Below are 20,461 nucleotides of genomic sequence, written 5' to 3' on the forward strand. Positions count from 1 at the left end.
TGTCCATGGCCCCTGCTGTCACACGATCGCCATTCGGCCGACACGCGGCGCCGCCCCCGCAGGGTCCTTCATGACACGCCGGGCCGTCAGCTGCCCTCTTCTGAACGGGAGTTCGCCGATGTAGCGTCCGGCGCATGCCGAAACGCACGCGCTTCACGACCTGGAGACCGCTCGCGACGGCGGCCACGGCCGCCCTGATGGCCACCCTGCTGACCCCGGTGGCCCCGGCCGCCGCCTCCGCCGCATCCGCCGCGTCCGGCGGCAGCCGGCCCGTCCACTCCTACGCGGACGCCGTCCGGGAAGCCGTCTGGGTGGACACCGGACTCGACGGCGACCGCGACGGGAGGACCGACCGGGTCGCCGTCGACATCGTCCGCCCCCGCGAACCCGCCCGCCAGGGCCGCAAGGTGCCCGTCATCATGGACGCCAGCCCGTACTACTCCTGCTGCGGGCGCGGCAACGAGAGCCAGAAGAAGACGTACGACGCGAACGGCGACGTCGTGCAGATGCCGCTCTACTACGACAACTACTTCGTGCCACGCGGCTACGCCTTCGTCGGGGTGGACCTGGCCGGAACCAACCGCTCGGACGGCTGCGTCGACGTCGGCGGCCGCTCCGACGTGCGGTCCGCGAAGGCCGTGGTCGACTGGCTCAACGGCCGCGCCAAGGCGTACACCACGCGCACCGGCACGACCCGCGCCACAGCGGGCTGGACCGACGGCCGCACCGGGATGATCGGCAAGAGCTGGGACGGCACCATCGCCAACGGGGTCGCCGCCACCGGCGTCGAGGGACTGGAGACCATCGTCCCCATCAGCGCCATCTCCTCCTGGTACGACTACTACTTCCAGCAGGGCGCCCCGCTCTACGACTCCGGCCCCGAGTGGCTGTCGGACTACGTCAACAGCCCCGCCGCCCGCGCCAAGTGCGGCCCCGTCCAGCAGAAGCTGACCGAGGGCGCCCCGCGCACCGGCGACTGGACCCCGCTGTGGACGGAGCGCGACTACGTGCGGGCCGCCCGCAAGGTGAAGGCCAGCGTCTTCCTCGTCCACGGCATGCAGGACCTCAACGTCCGCATGAAGCACGTCGGCCAGTGGTGGGACGCGCTGGCGAAGAACGGCGTCCAGCGCAAGATCTGGCTCTCCCAGACCGGCCACGTCGACCCCTTCGACTTCCGGCGCGGCGCCTGGGTCGAGACCCTGCACCGCTGGTTCGACCACGAACTCATGGGCTACGACAACGGCATCGACCGCGAGCCCATGGCCGACATCGAACGCGCGCCCGACGTCTGGGACACCTCCCGGACCTGGCCGCCGAGCGGTACCCGAGCCGCCACCCTGCGGCCCGACCGGGGCACTCAGGCCGGCGTGGGCACCCTCGGACTGCGCCGCGGCCACGGCACCGAGACCTTCACCGACGACCCGCGGCTGAACGAGACCGACTGGGCCGCGCACATCGACGAGCCGACCCCGGAGAAGGCCGGGTTCACCACGCGTCCGCTCACCCGGGACCTGCGCCTGGCCGGTTCCTCGAAGGTCACCGTCACGGCGACGCCCTCCACCCCGACGGCGCACCTGTCCGCCGTGCTCGTCGACGTCGGCCCCGCCACCGTCCGCGACTACGCCGACCCCGGCGAGGGCATCGTCACGCTCGCAAACCGCAGTTGCTGGGGAGCGAGCACACCGGGCGACAGCTCCTGCTTCAAGGAGACCGAGGCAAAGACCGCCGACGTCGACTACACGGTCGTCAGCCGCGGCTGGGCCGACCTCGGCAACCACGCCTCCGCTCTCGCGGGCTCGCCGCTCACCCCGGGCAAGCGGTACACGATCACCCTCGACCTCGCGGCCACCGACCACGTGGTGCGCAAGGGCCACCGCCTGGCGCTGATCGTCGCCGGCACCGACCAGGGCCTGATCGACCCTCCGGCCGACAAGCCGAAGCTCACGCTCGACCTGTCCCGCACCTCGGCACGCGTCCCGTTCGCGGGCGGAGCCGCCGCCTTCGCCCGCGCCACCTCGGGCACCGCGCCCGCGCCCCCCGGCGCCACCGCACTGGACGGCGTGGAGGAACCGCGCACCACCCACCGCGTCCCGGAGGGAGGCCGATGAGCCGCCGCACCGCCCCCGTCGCAGCACTGATCGCGACCACCGCCGCGCTCGCCGCGTGCCTGGTCGCCGCACCGGCCCGGGCGGCCGCCGACACGCCGCCGCGCACCGGCTTCGAGCGGACGGGCGGCGCCCGCTGGACCACCCAGCCCGAAGAACAGGGCTTCCTGCGGGCCGTCGACCGGTCGAGCGACCGCGCCTCGGTGACCCGCTTCGGCACCACCGAGCAGGGCCGCCCGCTCCAGCTGGTCCGCATCGGCAGCGGGAAGAGCCCCGGCACGGTGCTCCTCGTGTGCAGCCAGCACGGCGACGAACCCGCCGGCCGAGAGGCCTGCCTGACCACCGTCCGCGACCTCGCGCTCGCGCGCGACAGCCGCACCCGGCGGTTCCTGGACCGCACCACGGTCCTGGTCGTGCCCACCGCCAACCCCGACGGCCGGGCGGCCGGCACCCGGGGCAACGGCGACGGCGTCGACATCAACCGCGACCACCTCGCCCTGCGCACCGCCGAGGGCCGCGCCCTGGCCGCGGTCATCCGCGACCAGCGCCCCGACATCGTCTACGACCTGCACGAGTACGGCGCCACACCCCCGTACTACGACAAGGACCTGTTCGACCTGTGGCCGCGCAACCTCAACACCGACGAGGACGTCCACGACGAGGCACGGACCCTGTCCGAGGCGTACGTGCGCCCCGCCGCCCGGCGGGCGGGCCACTCCACCGGCACCTACGGCATCTGGACCGACCCGGCCACGGGTGAGCCGGTCCGGCAGGTCGCCGGGGACGGGCAGGAGCGGATCCTGCGCAACATGTCCGGGGTGAAGCACGCGGTGGGTCTGCTCATCGAGAGCCGCGTCGACCCGCTCACCGAGGCCGAAAGGGCCGACGAGGCCCTCAACAACCGCCGCCGCGTGACCTCGCAACTGAACGCCCTGGACGGGCTGTTCGCCTACGCGGACCGGCGCCGCGCCCGGATCGAGGTCACCACGGCGAAGGCCCGGCTCGCGGGCTGGGCGGACACCGGCCCGGTCTACGTGGGCGGCGCCGACAACGAGCCCCCCGAACCGGCCGACGTCATCCAGGACCCACCCTGCGGCTACCGCCTGACCGCCGCCCAGTACGCCGAGGTGGGGGACGAACTCGCCCTGCACGGCGTGCGCGTGCGCAAGGACCGCGAAGGCGTCCTCGTCCCGCTTCGCCAGCCCCTGCGGGCCCTCGTCCCGCTGCTGCTGGACGACCGGGCCGAGTACCACCTGATCGGAGGTTCACCCGAAACCGCATGTTGACAGGGGTGAAAATGCGCCAGTCGTGGTAGCAGCGTTTACGGAGGTGCAACACCTCCGCTGCTGTCCCGATGAAAGGTGCCGCCAGTGACGCAAGAACGACCAAGCGACAAGGGTTCCCGGGAGGGGACCGCGCTACCGGGGTCGGAAGCGGGTCTGCCAGGTCAGGACCGGCCGCGTACCGACCGCATCGTCTTCGGCGTCACGGCGGTGCTCACCCTGGCCTTCGTGGTGTGGGGCGCCACCGCGACCGGCTCGCTCGAGGACGTCTCCACCAGCATGCTCGGCGGGCTGATGCACAACGGGGGCTGGGCGTTCATGCTCGCCGCCTCCGGCTTCGTCGTCTTCGCCCTCTGGCTCGCGATCAGCCGCTACGGCCGGATCCATCTGGGCGCGGAGGGCGAGGAGCCCGAGTTCCGCACGATCTCCTGGGTCGCGATGATGTTCAGCGCCGGCATGGGCATCGGCCTGATGTTCTACGGCGTGAGCGAGCCGCTGTCGCACTACACCACCGCCCCGCCCGGCACCGACCCGGCCGACTCCGGTGACCGCATGGAAACGGCCATGGCCACCACGCTGTTCCACTGGACCCTGCACCCGTGGGCCATCTACGCGGTGGTCGGTCTCGCCATCGCCTACAGCACCTTCCGCAGGCGGCGCCGGCAGACCATCAGCGCCGTGTTCACCCCGCTCATCGGCCGGAAGAACGCCAACGGAGGCGTCGGCCGGGCCATCGACATCCTCGCGATCATCGCGACCGTCTTCGGCTCCGCCGCGTCCCTGGGCCTCGGCGCGCTGCAGATCGGCTCCGGCGTCCAGGAGCTGGACTGGATGGACGAGGTGAGCACCGGGCTGCTCGTCACGATCATCGCCGTGCTGACCCTGGCCTTCGTCGCGTCCGCCATCTCCGGTGTGGAGAAGGGCATCCAGTGGCTGTCCAACACCAACATGGTGCTGGCGCTGGTGCTCGCCCTGTTCGTGTTCGTCGCCGGCCCGACCATCATCGTGCTGGACCTGCTGCCCACGTCGGTCTTCGCCTACCTCGGCGACCTGCCCCAGCTGGCCGGGCGCACGGAGGCCAGCGGCGGCGAGGGCGTCGCCGACTGGCTGGGCAGCTGGACGGTCTTCTACTGGGCGTGGTGGATCTCCTGGACGCCGTTCGTCGGCATGTTCATCGCGCGGATCAGCCGGGGCCGGACGATCCGGCAGTTCGTCGGCGGCGTGATCCTCGTGCCCAGCACGGTCAGCCTCATCTGGTTCGCGGTCTTCGGCGGCTCGGCGATGAGGATGCAGCAGGAGGGGCAGCTCGGCAAGGAGACGACCCCGGAGGGCCAGCTCTTCGCCGTGCTCCAGCAGTTCCCGATCGCGACGGTCACCAGCCTGCTGGTGATGGTCCTCGTCGGCATCTTCTTCGTCTCCGGCGCCGACGCCGCTTCGATCGTCATGGGCACCCTGTCGCAGAAGGGCGCGCTCGAACCGGGCCGTTTCGTGGTCGTGTTCTGGGGCGTGGTCACCGGTGCGGTGGCCGCCATCATGCTGCTGGTCGGCAGCGGGCAGGGCGACGCCCTGACGGGCCTGCAGAACCTCACGATCCTCGCGGCGGCGCCGTTCGTCGTCGTGATGATCTTCATGTGCGTCGCCCTCATGCGCGACCTGCGCCGCGACCCGGTGATCGTGCGCGAGCGGATGGGCTCCGAGGCCGTCGAACAGGCCGTCATCGAGGGCCACACCAAGTACGACGGCGAGTTCGAACTCCGCGTCGGACCGGGCCGCGGCCCGGACGTCGAGGGAGACCCGGTCGGCAAGCACTGACCCGCCACCCGGTGAGGGCGGCCCGGCCACCACGGCCCGGGCCGCCCTCTCGCTGCCCCGGGTCCCCACCGCCGCACGGCCCTCGCCGTCGTGCCCGCCTCCACTCCGCCGCGGCCCCGCCGGCGCGGGCCATTCGGTCGGCCCCCGCCGGTCTCCGCCGGTTCGCGCCGGTCGCCGAAGGACCCGGCTGAAGCGGGGCCTTCGTGGTTGATTCCCGCCTGTGTCCGTCGCCCGTGCTGGTCGCTGCAGGGTCCCGCCGGTCCGGGCCGTTCGCGGTCGGTCCCTGCCGGTTCCCGCTGGCGCGGGGCCTTCGTGGTCGGTTCGCGCCTGTGACCGTTGACCCCGCCGTTCCCGCCGGCCGCTGCAGGCTCCCGCCGGTCCGGGTCGTTCGCGGTCGGTCCCCGCCGGTCGCTGTAGGCTCCCGCCGACCCGACCCGACTTGACCCGACCCGACCTGACCCGACCCGGGCCGTTCGGTCGGTCCCCGCCTGTGCCCGTTGACCCCGCCGGTCGCTGTAGGCTCCCGCCTGTCCGGGCCGTTCGCGGTCGGTCCCCGTCGGTCGCTGCAGGCTCCCGCCGACCCCACCCGACCCGACCCGACCTGACCCGACCCGGGCCGTTCGGTCGGTCCCCGCCTGTGCCCGTTGACCCCGCCGGTCGCTGTGGGCCCCCGCCGGTCCGGGCCGTTCGCGGTCGGTCCCCGTCGGTCGCTGCAGGCTCCCGCCGACCCGACCCGACCCGACCCGACCCGATCCGACCCGGGCCGACCCGACCCGGGGCCGTTCGGTCGGTCCCCGCCTGTGTTCGTTGGCCCCGCCGGTCCCGCAGGCTCCCGCTGGTGCGGGGCCCTCCCGATCGGTCTCCGCCCGTGTCCGTCGGTCCCTGCCGGTCGCCGAAGGCTCCCGCCGGTGTCAGGCCGTGGCCAGCCGGGCCGCTTCCTCCGCGCAGCCCCAGGCCACCGTGACGCCCGCGCCGCCGTGCCCGTAGTTGTGCACCAGCACGCGCCCGTCCGGCAGTTCCTCGCGCTCCAGGCGGACCGCGTCGCGGACCGGGCGCAGTCCCACCCGGTGCTCCAGCACCCGTGCCCCGGCGATCTCCGGCCGCAGCGCGGCGCAGCGCCGTACGATCGCCTCGGCCGTCTCGGGGTCCGGCTCCAGCGACCAGGCGTCCTCCTCGCTCGTACCGCCGAGGACGAGCCCGCCCGGCTGCGGGAACATGTACGCGTGCTCCCCGGCCTCGCCGCCGGCGACCAGCCACGTGCCGATCCCCGGGTTCTCCACCACCACCAGCTGCCCGCGCACGGCCCTGACGGCCGGGTCCGGCACCAGCTCGCGCGCGGCCAGCCCCGTGCAGTTGACCACCACCCTGGCGTCCACCTCCCCGAGGGCGGACACCGTCCGCGCCTGCACCACCCCGCCCGCTGCGACGAACCGGTCGCGCAGCCAGGGCAGATGGGCGGGCATGTCGATCAGCGGCAGCCGCGCCCGCACGCCCGTCCCGGCGTACTCCGCTGCCGTGGCCGCCCGCAGCCCGGGCACCCGGCCCGCGAGCCACCCGTCGACCTCGTCGAACCGGGTGTCACCCAGTACCCCTTCGACCATGCGTACGCCGGACGCCCCGGAGTCCGCCGCCAGCTCCTCGTACACCTCCAGCGACCGCAGGGCCCACGTCCGCGCGAGCGCCATCGGCTCGATGCGGTAAGGCCACCACAGCGCACCCGCGACGGCGGAGGTGGTCGCCTCCGCCGCGTCCCGCGTCCACACCCGCACCCGGTGCCCCCGCTCGGCGAGCACCACCGCCGTCGCCAGCCCGACGACCCCGCCCCCGACCACCACGATCCCGTCACTCAGCTCGCTCGCCATGCCGGGACCGTAGCGGAATGTGCCATGCCGTGCTCACATCACGCTGAGTGCGGGAATACTCACAGCATGTGTGTCGAGTACACGACCTTCGGCCTGGCCCCGGCGATGCGGGCCGGCGGCGTCCGCACCGACGGCGGTTACCAGGTCCACCGTGACTTCCTGGACTTCGTCGTCGACGGGCGCCCGCTGCTGTTCCGCCTCTCCGACCTCGACGCGGTCTCCCCGCTCGCCTCCGACGTCCCGCCGGCGATCTTCACCGCGCAGGTCCGCAGCCTGCTCCTGGAGAGCCCGGCCCCGCTGCCCGGCGGCCGGTACGTCGTCTACGGCTGCCCCGAGTGCGAGGACCTGGCGTGCGGCGCCGTCACCGCGGTCATCCGGCAGGACGGCGAGGACGTCGTGTGGGCCGACTTCGCCTGGCAGACCGGCGAGACGGCCGACCTCGCCCTCAACGGATACCACGGCATCGGCCCCTTCCGCTTCCGCGGCGCCGAGTACCGCGCCGCCCTCGGCACCCTGCTGAACGGAACGGCCCCGGACCCCCGCCCCCGGGTCCTGCTCATCGGGGCCCGCGTCGCCGTCCTCGCCAAACTGGCCGCCGCGTTGCGCACCATCGGCATCGGCGCCGACATCGCCCGGGACGCCCACCGCGTGCCCGTCGAGGAACTGCGCGGCTACGGCGCCGTCGCCTTCGGCCAGGACACCGCGGAGCGCGAACGCGACGCCGTCCTGCGGGCTTTCGCACGCGCAGGGGTCCCGGTCGCCCGCGTCGACGGCCTCGCACCCGTCATACCCCTGCTCGTCGCCCAGATCGAGCACGCCCTGGACCGCAGCCCGGCCGGGCAGCGCCGCCTCACGGGCCTGACCGCCCGCACCGGCCACGCCGAGATCGAGGTCACCTCCGCCTGCCGGGTCACTCTCACCGCGTACCGCGTCGACCGGCTCTCCCGCACCCGCACCCGCGACCTGCTCGACGAGGTCCTCCAGCCGGGCCGGCACCGCATCCCGCTCGACCCGAAGGCGGTCAGGAGCCGGTCCTTCCTGGTGGCGCGCACCGCCACCGGCGTCCTGGCCACGGCCGTGACCCCGTGAGCGGCCCACTAGGATCGGCGCTCTGATGACCGCCACCCTCGTCGCCAAGAACCTCGCCGCCGGCCACGCCGACCGTTCCCTGTTCACCGGACTCGACCTTGTCGTCGCACCCGGCGACGTGATCGGCCTGGTCGGCGCCAACGGCGCGGGCAAGTCCACCCTGCTGCGGATGCTCGCCGGCCTCACCACGCCCGAACAGGGCGAACTGCGCCTGTCCCCGCCGGCCGCCACCGTCGGACACCTCCCGCAGGAGCCGGACCGCCGCCCGGGCGAGACCGTACGGGCGTTCCTGGCCCGCCGCACGGGCGTCGCCGAGGCGCAGCGGACCATGGACGAGGCGACCCAGGCCCTGGTCGACGGCACACCCGGAGCCGACGACGCCTACGCCACCAGTCTGGAGCGCTGGCTCGGCCTCGGCGGTGCCGACCTCGACGAACGCGCCGAAGAGGTCGCCGGCTCCCTGGGCCTCGCGGTGGACCTGGACCAGCCGATGACGTCCCTGTCCGGCGGCCAGGCGGCCCGCGCCTCCCTCGCCTCCCTGCTGCTGTCGCGCTACGACGTCTTCCTGCTCGACGAGCCGACCAACGACCTCGACCTCGACGGCCTGGAGCGCCTGGAACGCTTCGTCACCGGCCTGCGCGCCGGCACGGTCGTCGTCAGCCACGACCGTGAGTTCCTCTCCCGCACCGTCACCAAGGTCCTCGAACTCGACCTCGCCCAGCGGCGGATCAACCTCTACGGCGGCGGCTACGAGGCTTATCTGGAGGAGCGGGAGGTGGCCCGCCGGCACGCCCGGAACGACTACGAGGAGTACGCCGACAAGAGGGCCTCCCTGCAGGACCGCGCGCAGATGCAGCGTTCCTGGATGGACAAGGGCGTCAGGAACGCCCGGCGCAAGGCGGGCGGCGACAACGACAAGATCGGCCGCAAGTTCCGCAGCGAGGCCAGCGAGAAGCAGGCCGCGAAGGCCCGGCAGACCCAGCGCATGATCGAGCGCCTCGACGTCGTCGAGGAGCCGCGCAAGGAGTGGGAACTGCGCATGGAGATCGCCTCGGCCCCGCGCTCGGGCGCCGTCGTCGCGACCCTGCGCGACGCCGAGGTGCACCGCGGCGGCTTCGTCCTCGGGCCGGTCTCCCTCCAGATCGACTGGGCGGACCGGGTGGCGATCACGGGCGCCAACGGTTCCGGCAAGTCGACCCTGCTCGCCGCCCTGCTCGGCCGCGTCCCCCTGGACGCCGGGCACGCCGCGCTCGGCTCGGGCGTCCTGCTCGGCGAGGTCGACCAGGCGCGCCGGCTCTTCCACGGAACCGACAGCCTGCTCGACACGTTCCGCGCGGCCGTCCCGGACACCGAACCGGTCGAGGTCCGCACCCTCCTGGCCAAGTTCGGCCTCGGGACCGACCACGTCCTGCGCCCCGCGGCGACCCTGTCCCCGGGCGAGCGCACCAGGGCCGCGCTGGCCCTGCTCCAGGGCCGCGGCGTGAACCTCCTGGTCCTCGACGAGCCGACCAACCACCTCGACCTGCCGGCCATCGAGCAACTGGAGTCCGCGCTCGACGCGTACGAGGGCACGCTGCTGCTGGTCACCCACGACCGCCGCATGCTGGACGCGGTCCGGGTCACGCGCCGTCTGGAGGTGGCGGACGGCAAGGTGACCGAGCGCTAGGCGGTCGCCAGGCGCCGGGCCAGGGAGGGGTAGTCCACGACGAACCCCTCCTCGTCGAACTGCAGGTCGCCGCGGAAGCCGCCGGAGGCGAAGCCGACCCGGCCGGGGCGCAGGTGCGCGTACGTCTGCTGCGACGGCCGCACCGTCAGATCCGGCACCGACACCCACGCCACCAGGAACTCGAGCTCTCCCGGTCCGCGGTGCAGGCCGTGGCGCAGCACCGGCATGGTGTTGGTCAGGGGACACAGCCCGAGATCGCAGTCCAGGGCGCCGTCGACGTCCGGCAGCCGTTGGCCGTTCGCGGTCCAGGCGCCGCCGCCGTCGTGCCGAAGGTCGAGCGTGCGGCTGCCGCCCGCGGACTCGGCGGTCACCCGCAGCCGGCGTGTCACGAACTCCTCGGGTGCGTCGAGTTCGTAGGAGATCCAGTACGGCTCCGGGTCCGTCGCGACGGCCCGGCCGCGTGCCGTCAGCCCTCCGTCGGCGCGCCACACCCAGGCGGTCTCGAATCCGCCGGTCGCGGAGACCGCCCAGGTCAGGGTGCGCGACGTGACCATACGGCCACTGTAGGCCCGAGGGGGCGCCGGACGCCTCCCCCCGGGGGGCGGGGGGAACCACGCGACCGGTCACGACCCGCAACTGCCCACGTGGGCTTCCGGCCCAGCCGTCAGCGGCGGCCGTTCTTCGGGTCGGCCAGCCCCGCCCGGCGCAACGCGTCGGCCATCGCGCTGTTGGCAGGCGGCGCCGCCGCCTGGCGCGAGCCGCCCGCCTGACCGCCGCGGCGGGAGCCGCCACCGCCCTGGCGCTGCTGCGGCGGACGCCCGCCGCGCTGCCGGCGCTCACCGCCGCCGTCCGCACCCTGCGGTGCGGCCTCGTCGTCCAGACGCAGCGTCAGCGAGATCCGCTTGCGCGGGATGTCGACGTCCTGCACCTTCACCTTGACGATGTCCCCGGGCTTCACCACGTCACGCGGGTCCTTCACGAACGTCTTCGACATCGCCGAGACGTGCACCAGACCGTCCTGGTGGACGCCGACGTCGACGAACGCGCCGAAGGCGGCGACGTTCGTCACCACGCCCTCCAGGATCATCCCGGGGGTCAGGTCGGAGATCTTCTCGACGCCCTCCTTGAAGGCGGCGGTCCGGAACGCCGGACGCGGGTCGCGGCCCGGCTTCTCCAGCTCCTTCAGGATGTCGGTGACGGTCGGCAGGCCGAAGGACTCGTCCACGAAGTCCTGTGGCCGCAGCGAGCGCAGTACGGAGGTGTTGCCGATGAGCGCGGCGACCTCCTGCCCGGCCGTCTTCACCATGCGCCGGACGACCGGGTAGGCCTCGGGGTGCACGCTGGAGGCGTCCAGCGGGTCGTCGCCGCCGCGGATGCGCAGGAAGCCGGCGCACTGCTCGTACGCCTTGGGTCCGAGGCGGGCCACCTTCTTCAGCTCGCGGCGGGACGTGAACGGCCCGTTGGCGTCCCGGTGCGCCACGATGTTCTCGGCGAGCCCGGAGGTGATGCCGGAGACCCGGGCCAGCAGCGGGGCCGAGGCGGTGTTGACGTCCACGCCCACGCCGTTCACGCAGTCCTCCACGACCGCGTCCAGCGAACGGGACAGCTTCACCTCCGACAGGTCGTGCTGGTACTGCCCGACGCCGATGGACTTCGGGTCGATCTTCACCAGTTCGGCCAGCGGGTCCTGGAGCCGGCGGGCGATCGACACGGCGCCCCGCAGCGACACGTCCATGTCGGGCAGCTCCTGCGAGGCGAACGCGGACGCCGAGTACACCGACGCGCCCGCCTCGGACACCATGACCTTGGTGAGGTTCAGCTCCGGGTGCTCGGCGATGAGCTCCCCGGCGAGCTTGTCGGTCTCGCGGGACGCCGTGCCGTTGCCGATCGCGATCAGCTCGACCTTGTGCTCCTTCGCCAGCCGGGCCAGCTTGGCGAGGGCCTCGTTCCAGCGGTTGGCGGGGACGTGCGGGTGGATGACGTCCGTGGCGACGACCTTGCCCGTCGCGTCGACCACGGCGACCTTGACGCCCGTGCGGAACCCGGGGTCGAGGCCGAGCGTCGCGCGGGTGCCCGCGGGAGCGGCGAGGAGCAGATCGCGCAGGTTCGCGGCGAAGACCCGCACCGCCTCGTCCTCGGCGGCCGTGCGCAACCGCAGCCTGAGGTCGAGGCCGAGGTGGACCAGGATGCGGGTGCGCCACGCCCAGCGGACCGTGTCCTTCAGCCACTTGTCGCCGGGGCGGCCCCGGTCGGCGATCCCGAACCGGTTCGCGATGACGCCCTCGTACGAGGAGGGGCCGTCGGTCGGCTCCTCCGGTTCGAGGACGAGGTCGAGAACCTCCTCCTTCTCGCCGCGCAGCATGGCGAGCACGCGGTGCGAGGGCAGTTCGGTGAACGGCTCGGTGAAGTCGAAGTAGTCGGCGAACTTCGCGCCCGCCTCCTCCTTGCCCTCGCGCACCTTGGCGGCGAGCCGCCCGCGCACCCACATGCGTTCGCGCAGTTCGCCGATCAGGTCGGCGTCCTCGGCGAACCGCTCGGTCAGGATCGCCCGGGCGCCGTCGAGGGCGGCCTGCGGGTCGGCGACGCCCTTGTCCGCGTCGACGAACGAGGCGGCCGCGGCGAGGGGGTCGACGGTGGGATCGCCGAGCAGCCCCTCCGCCAGCGGCTCGAGACCGGCCTCACGGGCGATCTGGGCCTTCGTGCGCCGCTTGGGCTTGAACGGCAGGTAGATGTCCTCCAGCCGGGCCTTGGTCTCGGCGCCCCGGATGCGGCTCTCCAGCTCGTCGGTGAGCTTGCCCTGCTCGCGCACCGACTCGAGGATCGCCGCCCGCCGTTCCTCCAGCTCCCGCAGGTAGCGCAGCCGCTCCTCGACCGTGCGCAGCTGCGCGTCGTCGAGCATCTCGGTCGCTTCCTTGCGGTAGCGGGCGATGAAGGGCACCGTCGAACCGCTGTCGAGCAGTTCCACGGCAGCCCTGACCTGCCGCTCCCGTACGCCGAGCTCCTCGGCGATCCTGCCTTCGATGGACCCGTTGGACCCCGGTGTCGTCACGATCCCGTACCGCCTTCTCCGCTGAGGTTGCGCGGCAATTGTGGCAGGTGACACCGACACTCGGGGATCAGGGCGGGCCCGGCGGGCCGGGCGGGGCGGTCAGGCCCTGCGGGTGGAGGACGAGGCCCCGCCGAACAGCCGGGCCAGGGCCCGGAAGGGAAGCGTCACGACGGTGGCGATGGCGCCGCCGATCTGGCGCAGCACGTCTGCGATGGCACGGAACACGAAAATCCCCTTTCCTCGTCCCGGCCGAACCGGCCGGTGAAGAACAGGTACCTCGCGAACGGCTCACCATGCGTCACGACCGGGCACGCCCGCCCGGACAGGCCCGGGAGGGGCCGCCGACGGCCCCCGGCGGCGAGGCCGCGCGGCGCCCGCACCCCGACGGCGGCCACGGCCTCCGCACCCCGGGGGGAACGAAGTCATCAGCGCTCGGCGTCAGGCCTTGCCGATCAGGTCCGCCGGGAAGGCACCCGCCACGAGCGCCGCGTGCGCGAACGTCCCGCCCAGCTCGGTCAGCCGGGCCACCCCCTCGGCGCCCAGGTGCGCGTACGGGGCGCGGTCGAGGCGGTCCGTCTCCTGCTCGATCTCGGTGCGCAGGGCGGCTCCCTGCCCGCTCAGCTCACCGGACTCCTCCAGCAGCCCCCGCTCGCGCAGCCGGTCCGTCGCCGCGTCCCACTCCTCCTGCGTCCAGCCCCGGGTGGTGAACACCCACTTCGGGGCCATGCCCCTGCCCGTGGCCGTGTGCGTCACGACCGCCTCCAGGCCGTCCAGCCCCGCGGACACCAGGACGGCCAGGTGACCGTCGCCCCGGTGCTCGCGCAGCAGGGTCGCCGCGTGCCAGTAGGCGAGGTGCGGCTCCTCGGGGACGGGCAGGTCGGCGTGGGCGGCGTACAGGGGCCGCGCCTCGCGCGAGCACGCCTCGGCGGCGCGCAGCGCGAGCCGTGCCGCCTCGGCCATCTCCGCCGACGCCAGAGCCTCCCGGCCGAGCAGCCGGCGCAGCGTCGCGTCGACCGCACGCGCGCGTGCCGCCAGCACCCGCGACGGTGCGGCCGTCTCCCAGACGGCCGGGAGGTGCCGGGCGACCAGCTCGTACTTGTAGTTGTAGAAGGCGGCCGCCACCGGCCCCGCGCCGACGGCACCGAGGGCCGCGGCACGCACGGCGAAGTTCGCCGCCTGCGGGTCGGTGATGCCGACGGCGCCCAGCTCCCTGCCCAGGTCGGGTGAGAAGTAGTGCGTCGCGTGCAGGGAGTTGAGCATGTTGTGGCAGCGTCGGCCGGCGCGCGGCTCCAGGGCGGCAGTCGTCATGCCGGGGAGGTTACCAACCGCTTGGTATGGCTTCCATGGCCGTGCGCGGCATGGCAGGAAAGGTGGGGAACTCGGCATTGCGGCCATGTCGTGCCCCCGCGAAGAATCGGGACCATGGCCCAGCGCACGATTCTCGTCGTCCTGTTCGACGGTCTGCAGAGTCTCGACGTCACCGGGCCCGTGGAGGTCTTCGCGGGCGCGGAGCTGCTGCGTCCGGGCACGTACCGGATCCGCACGGCGTCCCTGGACGGGGCGCCCGTACGCAGCACCAGCGGCCTGACCCTCGTGCCCGACGGGTCGCTGGCCGGCGCGGCCGACCCGGACGTCCTGCTCGTCCCCGGCGGGAAGGGCAGCCTGCGGCCCGATCCGCGGCTGGTCGACTGGGTGCGCGAGCACGGGCCGCGCGCCGCCCGGCTGGTGTCCGTGTGCACCGGCGCGGCCGTGCTGGCCGAGGCGGGGCTGCTGGACGGCCGCCGGATCACCACGCACTGGGCGTACTGCGACAGGATCGCCCGCCGGCATCCCAGCGTCGAGATCGACCCCGACCCCGTCTACGTCCGCGACGGGAACGTCGCCACCTCGGCCGGCGTCACCGCCGGGATCGACCTCGCCCTCGCCCTGGTCGAGGAGGATCTGGGCCGGCAGACCGCCCTGACCGTCGCACGGCACCTGTTCGTGTTCCTGCGCAGGCCCGGCAACCAGGCCCAGTTCAGTGCCCAGCTCGCCGCCCAGACCGCACACCGCGAGCCCCTGCGCGAGGTCCAGCGCTACATCGCCGAACGCCCCGGGGCCGACCTGTCGGTGGAGTCCCTCGCCGCCCGCGCCCGGCTGTCGCCCCGCCACTTCGCCCGCGCGTTCCGTGCCGAGACCGGCACGACACCGGGCCGCTACGTCGACCGCGTCCGGCTGGAACACGCCCGCCGTCTGCTGGAGGACACCGCCGACGGCGTCGAGGAGATCTCCCGCAGCAGCGGCTACGGCACCCCGGAGGCGATGCGCCGCGCCTTCCTCAAGGCCCTGGGGACGTCACCTGCCGAGTACCGCCGGCGCTTCCGCCCGGTGACAGCGCCCTGAACGGGACGGGTCACCCCTTCTCATGCCTGCCCGCCGACCGAAGGGACACCATGCAGATCGCCATCGCCCTCTACGAGGGCTTCACCGCCCTCGACGCCGTGGGCCCCTACGAGACCCTGGGCCGTCTGCCCGGCGCCGAGACGGTGTTCGTCGCCGAGGAGGCCGGCCCCGTGCGCAACGACACCGGCAGCCTCGCCCTCGTCGCCGACCGGCCCCTGGCCGACGTGCCGAGCCCCGACATCGTCGTCGTCCCCGGCGGCCCCGGCCCGCTCCCGCTGGCGTCCGACGGCCCGCTGGCCGGCTGGCTGCGCACCGCGGACGCCACCAGCACCTGGACGACGTCCGTGTGCACCGGCTCCCTGCTGCTGGCCGCCGCCGGGCTCCTGCGGGGCCGCCGCGCGACCTCCCACTGGCTGGCCCTGGACGAGCTGCGCCGGCACGGCGCCGAGCCCACGGGCGAACGGGTCGTCACCGACGGCAAGTACGTCACCGCGGCCGGCGTCTCCGCCGGCATCGACATGGGCCTGACGCTCCTCGGCCGGATCGCGGGCGACGACCACGCCCGCATCGTCCAGCTGGCCACCGAGTACGACCCCCAGCCGCCCTACGACGCCGGATCACCCGAGAAGGCCCCGGCCCACCTGGTCGACCTGGTCCGCACCCACTCCGGCGTCATCCTGACGTAGGCACGACCCAGCCGAACCGCGGCTGCCTTCGCTCCAGGAACGCGGCGACGCCCTCCGCGGCGTCGCCGCTGCCGCGTGCCTGCCCGGCCCAGTACGCGTCCCGGTCCGTACGCCCGTCCGCGAACTCCTTGGCCGCCGCCTGCGTCAGTTGCGAGCGCGACACCAGGACGCGGGTGAACTCCGCCGCCCGCTTGCCGAGTTCGCCCTCGGGCAGGACCTCGTCGACCAGTCCGGTGCGCAGCGCCCTGCCCGCGTCGATCAGCTCCCCGGAGAACAGCAGGTACTTGGCGGTGGCCGGACCCACCAGGGACGCCAGCCGCCGGGTCGAGGACGCCGGATACACGATGCCGAGCTTCGCGGGTGTCACCCCGAACAGGGCGCCCTCCTCGGCGAACCGCAGATCGCAGGCGGCCGCGAGCTGTGCGCCGCCGCCCACGCAGTACCCCCGGATCACCGCCAGGGTCGGTTTGGGGAAGGCGGCCAGGGCCTCCTCGGCCCGTACGGCCAGCCCCTGCGCCTCCTCGGGGGAGCCCCGCAGTGTCGATATGTCGGCACCGGCGCAGAACGTGCGCCCCTCGCCGGTCAGCACCAGCGCCCGTACGGCCGGATCGACCGCGAGGTCGTGCAGCAGCGGTGGCAGGGCCCGCCACATCCCGGCGGTCATGGCGTTGCGCTTCTCGGGGTGGCGGATGACGACCGTCGCGACCGAGTCGGTCACGGCGTGGTCCAGCAGGGGCTCCATGCGCCGGATGCTATCCGGATGCCAAACCCGTACAACCCGAATAGTTCGCCGAGACGGCACAACAGGGACAGGACCAGTCCCACAACTGACCGTGTCATACGCCGACGGTCAGAAGTGCTCGATAGTTGCTGACTTCTGTTCAGCTCCGAGGAGGGGAGCGCATCGTTCCCAACACTCGACGTGTGGCGACAATCGAGCGCGAGGGTGGCGACCGGACGATGGACGACGACGGGCGCGGAATCGGCCGGCGCCCCGAGGGCGGCGCGGTGCCCCTCGGTCCGGGGCCCGCGGATCCGCTGCCGTACGAAGGGGTCTGGAGGTTCACCGCGCCCGCGGTGGAGGCCTCCGTCCCGCAGGCCCGGCACGCCGTGCGGGACCTGCTGCTGCGCCAGGGCGTACCGGTCTCGGACGACCTGGCCCAGGGGCTGCTGCTGATCGTCTCCGAGCTGGTGACGAACGCCGTGAAGCACGCGGCGGTGCTCTCGCCGACGATCGCCGTCGAGGTGGCCGTCGGCGCGCAGTGGCTGCGCCTGTCCGTGGAGGACAACCACCCCTACCGGCCCACGGCACTGGAGACCGACCACGGCCGCACCGGCGGGCGCGGGCTCCTCCTGGTGCGCGAGATCACCCGGGAGGCCGGCGGGGTCTGCGAGGTCGAGTACACCGCGAGCGGCGGCAAGGTGATCTGGGCCGCCCTGCCGCTCGCACCCGCCCGCCTGCCCTAGGCTCGAACCGCCCGGCTGCCCGGGGGCCGCCGGCCGCGCCGGGCCTCGGAGGACGCGGGGAACCGCCGACGGGCCCCCGAGGCCCGGAAACGCGTCAGGGCCCGGGGAATCGCCTCACCATCCGGCCGACGTGCCCGTCAGCTCCCTGATCGCGGGCCGGGCCGCGTCCAGCACGGTCATGAACCAGGCCGAGAACGGGTCCTTGGCGTGCCGCTCGGCCAGTTCCGGCGGCGTCACGAAGACCGTCGAGGCCACTTCCTCCCGGTCCGGCCGCAGCACGGCCTGCACCATGCCGACGAACAGGTGGTTGTACTCCTGCTCCACCAGACCCGACTCCGGGTCCGGGTGGTTGTAGCGGACCGTGCCCGCCTCGGCCAGCAGCGAGGGGGACGCGCCGAGTTCCTCGAACGTGCGCCGCGCCGCCGCCGCGAAGGGCGCCTCACCGGGGTAGGGGTGGCCGCAGCACGTGTTGGACCACACACCGGGGGAGTGGTACTTGCCCAGCGCGCGCTGCTGGAGCAGCAGCCGGCCGTACTCGTCGAACAGGAACACGGAGAACGCGCGGTGCAGCCGCCCGGGCGGCTGGTGAGCGGCGAGCTTCTCCGCGGTGCCGATCGTCACGCCGTCCTCGTCGACGAGTTCCAGCAAAATCGCGTCTGCGGTGCCGTTCGACGGGCTGTGCGTCGCGGTGGCAGGTGTGATCGGCATACCCATCCTTCACATCGGTCTTCGCGCCCCAAGTCTGCCGTACGAATCCGGCACTCCCGGCACTTCGCTGCCCGCCCGCATGTCCCGGGCGGGCGACACGGAGCGCGGACGGCGCCGCCGGGAGACCGGGGAGAGGGACCCGGAAGGGGATCGTGCCCGGCCCGCCGGACCGAAAATCGTCCCCGGCGGGTGCTCCGGGAGTCAGGGCGCCTGCGTGCGCCGCAGGGCCGCATTCCCCGGCGCGCGCCGGGCGCAGTGCGCCCCACCCGCCCCGGCCGCCTCGGCAGGCCGGTGCGTCAGTGGCACAGGCGCGCCTCGTGCTCGGCGTGCCCGCTCGGTTCCAGCTGGAAGGTGCAGTGCTCCACGTCGAAGTGGTCGCCGAGGCAGCCCTGGAGCTCGTGGAGCATCTTCTCGTGCCCTATCGCGTTCAGCGTCTCGGTGCTGACCACCACGTGCGCCGACAGCACCGGCATGCCGGAGGTGATCGTCCACGCGTGCAGGTCGTGCACGTCCTCCACCCCGTCCGTCGCCAGGATGTGCGCCCGCACCTGGGCCATGTCGACGCCCTTGGGCGCCGCCTCCAGCAGCACGTCGAGCGTCTCGCGCAGCAGCTTCCACGTCCGGGGAACGATCATCAGAGCGATGACCAGCGAGGCGATCGGATCGGCGGGCTGCCAGCCGGTGAGCATGATCACCAGCGACGACAGGATGACCGTGACCGAGCCCAGGGCGTCCGCGGCCACCTCCAGGAACGCGCCCCGCACGTTCAGGCTCTCCTTCTGCCCGCGCATCAGCAGCGACAGGGAGACGAGGTTGGCGGCCAGACCGATCGCGCCGAACACCAGAGCCAGCCGGCCCTCGGTGTCCGCAGGGGTGATGAACCGCTGCACCGACTCGTACACGACGTACCCGCCGGCCCCGAGCAGCAGCAGGCAGTTGGCCAGGGCCGCCAGGATCTCGGCGCGTGCGTAGCCGAACGTGGCGCGTTCGCTCGGGGGGCGGCTCGCGAAGTGGATGGCGAGCAGTGCCATGGCCAGCCCCAGCGCGTCCGTCGCCATGTGCGCCGAGTCCGCCACCAGGGCCAGCGAGTCGGCGAGGACACCCCCGACGATCTGGACGACGACGATGCCGAGCGTGATCGCCAGCGCGATCCGCAGCCTGCCGCGGTACGCCGAGGTCGCCGTACCGCCGGCCGCGCCGTGCGCGTGCCCGTGATCGTGCCCAGCCCCCATGGAAAGTCACCCTCCTGTGTCCGCCGATCGTGCCCGGGCACCCCAGTCAACTACGGGGAGGGGGTATGGGCAACGCGGCACTGAACACCGTTGTCATGTGCCCTGACCTGCGGAAACGACGCGCAGGTCAGGGCGGTGCGACGGTCAGGAGCCGTGGTGGAGCCGCCAGCCCCGCCAGGCCGACTCGGTCATCTCCCGCACCCCGCGCCGTGCCGTCCAGCCGAGTTCCGCGGCCGCCCGGGCCGCGGACGCGACCGCCCGCGGGGCGTCCCCCGGGCGGCGCTCTTCGACCACCGGGGGCCGCCGGTCGCCGGTGACCTCGCCGATGACCGCGATCAGTTCCCGGACCGAGACGCCCTCACCGCGGCCGATGTTGACCGTCAGGTCACCCGTGACACCGCCCTCGGCCAGCCGCCGGGCCGCCGCGAGATGGGCCTCGGCCAGGTCGGCGACGTGGATGTAGTCCCGTACGCAGGTGCCGTCGGGGGTCGGGTAGTCGTCGCCGAAGATCCTCGGGGCCTCGTCGCGGGTCAGCCGGTCGAAGACCATCGGGACGATGTTGAACACTCCCGTGTCGGCCAGTTCCGGAGCGGCGGCGCCCGCCACGTTGAAGTACCGCAGGCACACCGTGGAGATCCCGTGCGCCCGGCCCGCCGCACGCACCAGCCACTCCCCGGCGAGCTTGGTCTCGCCGTACGGGTTCACCGGCGCGCACGGCGTGTCCTCGGTGATGAGGTCCACGCCCGGGTCGCCGTACACCGCCGCCGAGGAGGAGAAGACGAACCGCCCGATCCCCGCCTCGGCCACCGCGTCGAGCAGGGTCGCCAGGCCGCCCACGTTCTCCCGGTAGTACCGCGTCGGCTGCGCCACCGACTCGGCGACCTGCTTGCGTGCCGCGAGATGCACCACGCCCGTCACGGCGTGCTCGGCGAGGACCCGCTTCAGCAGCTCCCCGTCGAGCGAGGAACCCCGCACGAGCGGAACGGCGGACGGCAGCCGCGCGGGCACCCCGGCGGACAGGTCGTCCAGGGCGACGACGCGCTCCCCGGCCTCCGTCATGGCCCTGGCCACGTGGGCCCCGATGTAGCCGGCCCCGCCGGTGATCAGCCAAGTCATGGTC

General features: G+C 73.5%; 17 protein-coding genes. 8 read left to right on the forward strand and 9 right to left on the reverse strand.

All coding sequences use genetic code 11. The features are described from left to right. Positions 1-134: 134 nt before the first annotated feature. The 3 genes from Q5694_RS22585 (at position 135) to Q5694_RS22595 (ending at position 5,200) form a co-directional block, all read left to right on the forward strand. Positions 135-2,108 (forward strand): Xaa-Pro dipeptidyl-peptidase, encoded by a 1,974-nt coding sequence (locus Q5694_RS22585; protein WP_333935042.1) that lies wholly within the window; start codon positions 135-137, stop codon positions 2,106-2,108. Then, positions 2,105-3,391, forward strand: a complete 1,287-nt coding sequence (locus tag Q5694_RS22590; RefSeq protein WP_333935044.1) for a M14 family metallopeptidase — start codon at positions 2,105-2,107, stop codon at positions 3,389-3,391. Before Q5694_RS22585 ends, Q5694_RS22590 begins: the two co-directional genes overlap by 4 nt. 84 nt (positions 3,392-3,475) lie before the next feature. Then, positions 3,476-5,200, forward strand: a complete 1,725-nt coding sequence (locus tag Q5694_RS22595; RefSeq protein ID WP_333935045.1) for a BCCT family transporter — start codon at positions 3,476-3,478, stop codon at positions 5,198-5,200. A 911-nt stretch (positions 5,201-6,111) separates the two neighbouring features. Here the strand turns inward: Q5694_RS22595 and Q5694_RS22600 are convergent. Next, positions 6,112-7,062 carry an FAD-dependent oxidoreductase gene (locus tag Q5694_RS22600; protein ID WP_333935046.1) on the reverse strand — a complete coding sequence of 317 codons (951 nt, stop codon included), beginning with the start codon at positions 7,060-7,062 and terminating at the stop codon, positions 6,112-6,114. A gap of 66 nt (positions 7,063-7,128) precedes the next feature. Between Q5694_RS22600 and Q5694_RS22605 the strand changes: the two genes are divergently transcribed. Both Q5694_RS22605 and Q5694_RS22610 read left to right on the forward strand, forming a co-directional pair. Continuing rightward, on the forward strand, positions 7,129-8,151 hold the full coding sequence (locus tag Q5694_RS22605) for an oxidoreductase (protein ID WP_333935047.1): 1,023 nt from the start codon (positions 7,129-7,131) through the stop codon (positions 8,149-8,151). Between the two features lie 25 nt (positions 8,152-8,176). Then, positions 8,177-9,817: an ABC-F family ATP-binding cassette domain-containing protein gene (locus tag Q5694_RS22610; protein ID WP_333935048.1), complete on the forward strand. Its 1,641-nt coding sequence runs from the start codon at positions 8,177-8,179 to the stop codon at positions 9,815-9,817. Here Q5694_RS22610 and Q5694_RS22615 read toward each other — a convergent pair. From Q5694_RS22615 to Q5694_RS22630, 4 genes are all read right to left on the reverse strand, one after another. Beyond that, a complete protein-coding gene (locus Q5694_RS22615; RefSeq protein ID WP_333935049.1) occupies positions 9,814-10,371 on the reverse strand; it encodes a putative glycolipid-binding domain-containing protein in 558 nt (185 codons plus the stop codon). The two genes, Q5694_RS22610 and Q5694_RS22615, sit on opposite strands and share 4 nt — an antisense overlap. A 110-nt stretch (positions 10,372-10,481) precedes the next feature. Further along, positions 10,482-12,866, reverse strand: a complete 2,385-nt coding sequence (locus Q5694_RS22620) for a Tex family protein (RefSeq protein WP_333935050.1) — start codon at positions 12,864-12,866, stop codon at positions 10,482-10,484. 99 nt (positions 12,867-12,965) lie between these two features. Then, the gene (locus tag Q5694_RS22625; protein WP_267889763.1) at positions 12,966-13,091 is read right to left on the reverse strand and encodes an LPFR motif small protein; all 126 of its coding nucleotides are present in this window, start codon (positions 13,089-13,091) and stop codon (positions 12,966-12,968) included. Positions 13,092-13,304: 213 nt separating this feature from the next. After that, on the reverse strand, positions 13,305-14,174 hold the full coding sequence (locus Q5694_RS22630; RefSeq protein WP_333935051.1) for an SCO6745 family protein: 870 nt from the start codon (positions 14,172-14,174) through the stop codon (positions 13,305-13,307). A 114-nt stretch (positions 14,175-14,288) separates the two neighbouring features. Here Q5694_RS22630 and Q5694_RS22635 point away from each other — a divergent pair, with 114 nt between their 5' ends. Both Q5694_RS22635 and Q5694_RS22640 read left to right on the forward strand, forming a co-directional pair. Then, positions 14,289-15,248, forward strand: coding sequence for a GlxA family transcriptional regulator (locus Q5694_RS22635; protein WP_333935052.1), 960 nt, complete (start codon positions 14,289-14,291; stop codon positions 15,246-15,248). 50 nt (positions 15,249-15,298) lie between these two features. Next, positions 15,299-15,934, forward strand: coding sequence for a DJ-1/PfpI family protein (locus tag Q5694_RS22640; RefSeq protein ID WP_333935053.1), 636 nt, complete (start codon positions 15,299-15,301; stop codon positions 15,932-15,934). Here Q5694_RS22640 and Q5694_RS22645 read toward each other — a convergent pair. Further along, the gene (locus Q5694_RS22645; RefSeq protein ID WP_333935054.1) at positions 15,921-16,676 is read right to left on the reverse strand and encodes an enoyl-CoA hydratase/isomerase family protein; all 756 of its coding nucleotides are present in this window, start codon (positions 16,674-16,676) and stop codon (positions 15,921-15,923) included. The two genes, Q5694_RS22640 and Q5694_RS22645, sit on opposite strands and share 14 nt — an antisense overlap. Positions 16,677-16,894: 218 nt before the next feature. Here Q5694_RS22645 and Q5694_RS22650 point away from each other — a divergent pair, with 218 nt between their 5' ends. Beyond that, positions 16,895-17,401: an ATP-binding protein gene (locus tag Q5694_RS22650; RefSeq protein WP_333935158.1), complete on the forward strand. Its 507-nt coding sequence runs from the start codon at positions 16,895-16,897 to the stop codon at positions 17,399-17,401. Between the two features lie 114 nt (positions 17,402-17,515). On the opposite strand, the gene idi is transcribed toward Q5694_RS22650, so the two are convergent. The 3 genes from idi to galE all read right to left on the reverse strand — a co-directional run bounded on the left by idi (position 17,516) and on the right by galE (position 20,457). Next, positions 17,516-18,109, reverse strand: coding sequence for an isopentenyl-diphosphate Delta-isomerase (gene idi, locus Q5694_RS22655; RefSeq protein ID WP_333935056.1), 594 nt, complete (start codon positions 18,107-18,109; stop codon positions 17,516-17,518). Positions 18,110-18,405: 296 nt separating this feature from the next. Further along, the gene (locus Q5694_RS22660; RefSeq protein ID WP_333935057.1) at positions 18,406-19,341 is read right to left on the reverse strand and encodes a cation diffusion facilitator family transporter; all 936 of its coding nucleotides are present in this window, start codon (positions 19,339-19,341) and stop codon (positions 18,406-18,408) included. Positions 19,342-19,485: 144 nt separating this feature from the next. After that, complete coding sequence (galE, locus tag Q5694_RS22665; RefSeq protein ID WP_333935058.1) at positions 19,486-20,457, reverse strand: UDP-glucose 4-epimerase GalE; 972 nt, start codon at positions 20,455-20,457, stop codon at positions 19,486-19,488. Positions 20,458-20,461 lie beyond the last annotated feature (4 nt).

Source organism: Streptomyces sp. AHA2, assembly GCF_036857595.1.
GTDB lineage: Bacteria > Actinomycetota > Actinomycetes > Streptomycetales > Streptomycetaceae > Streptomyces.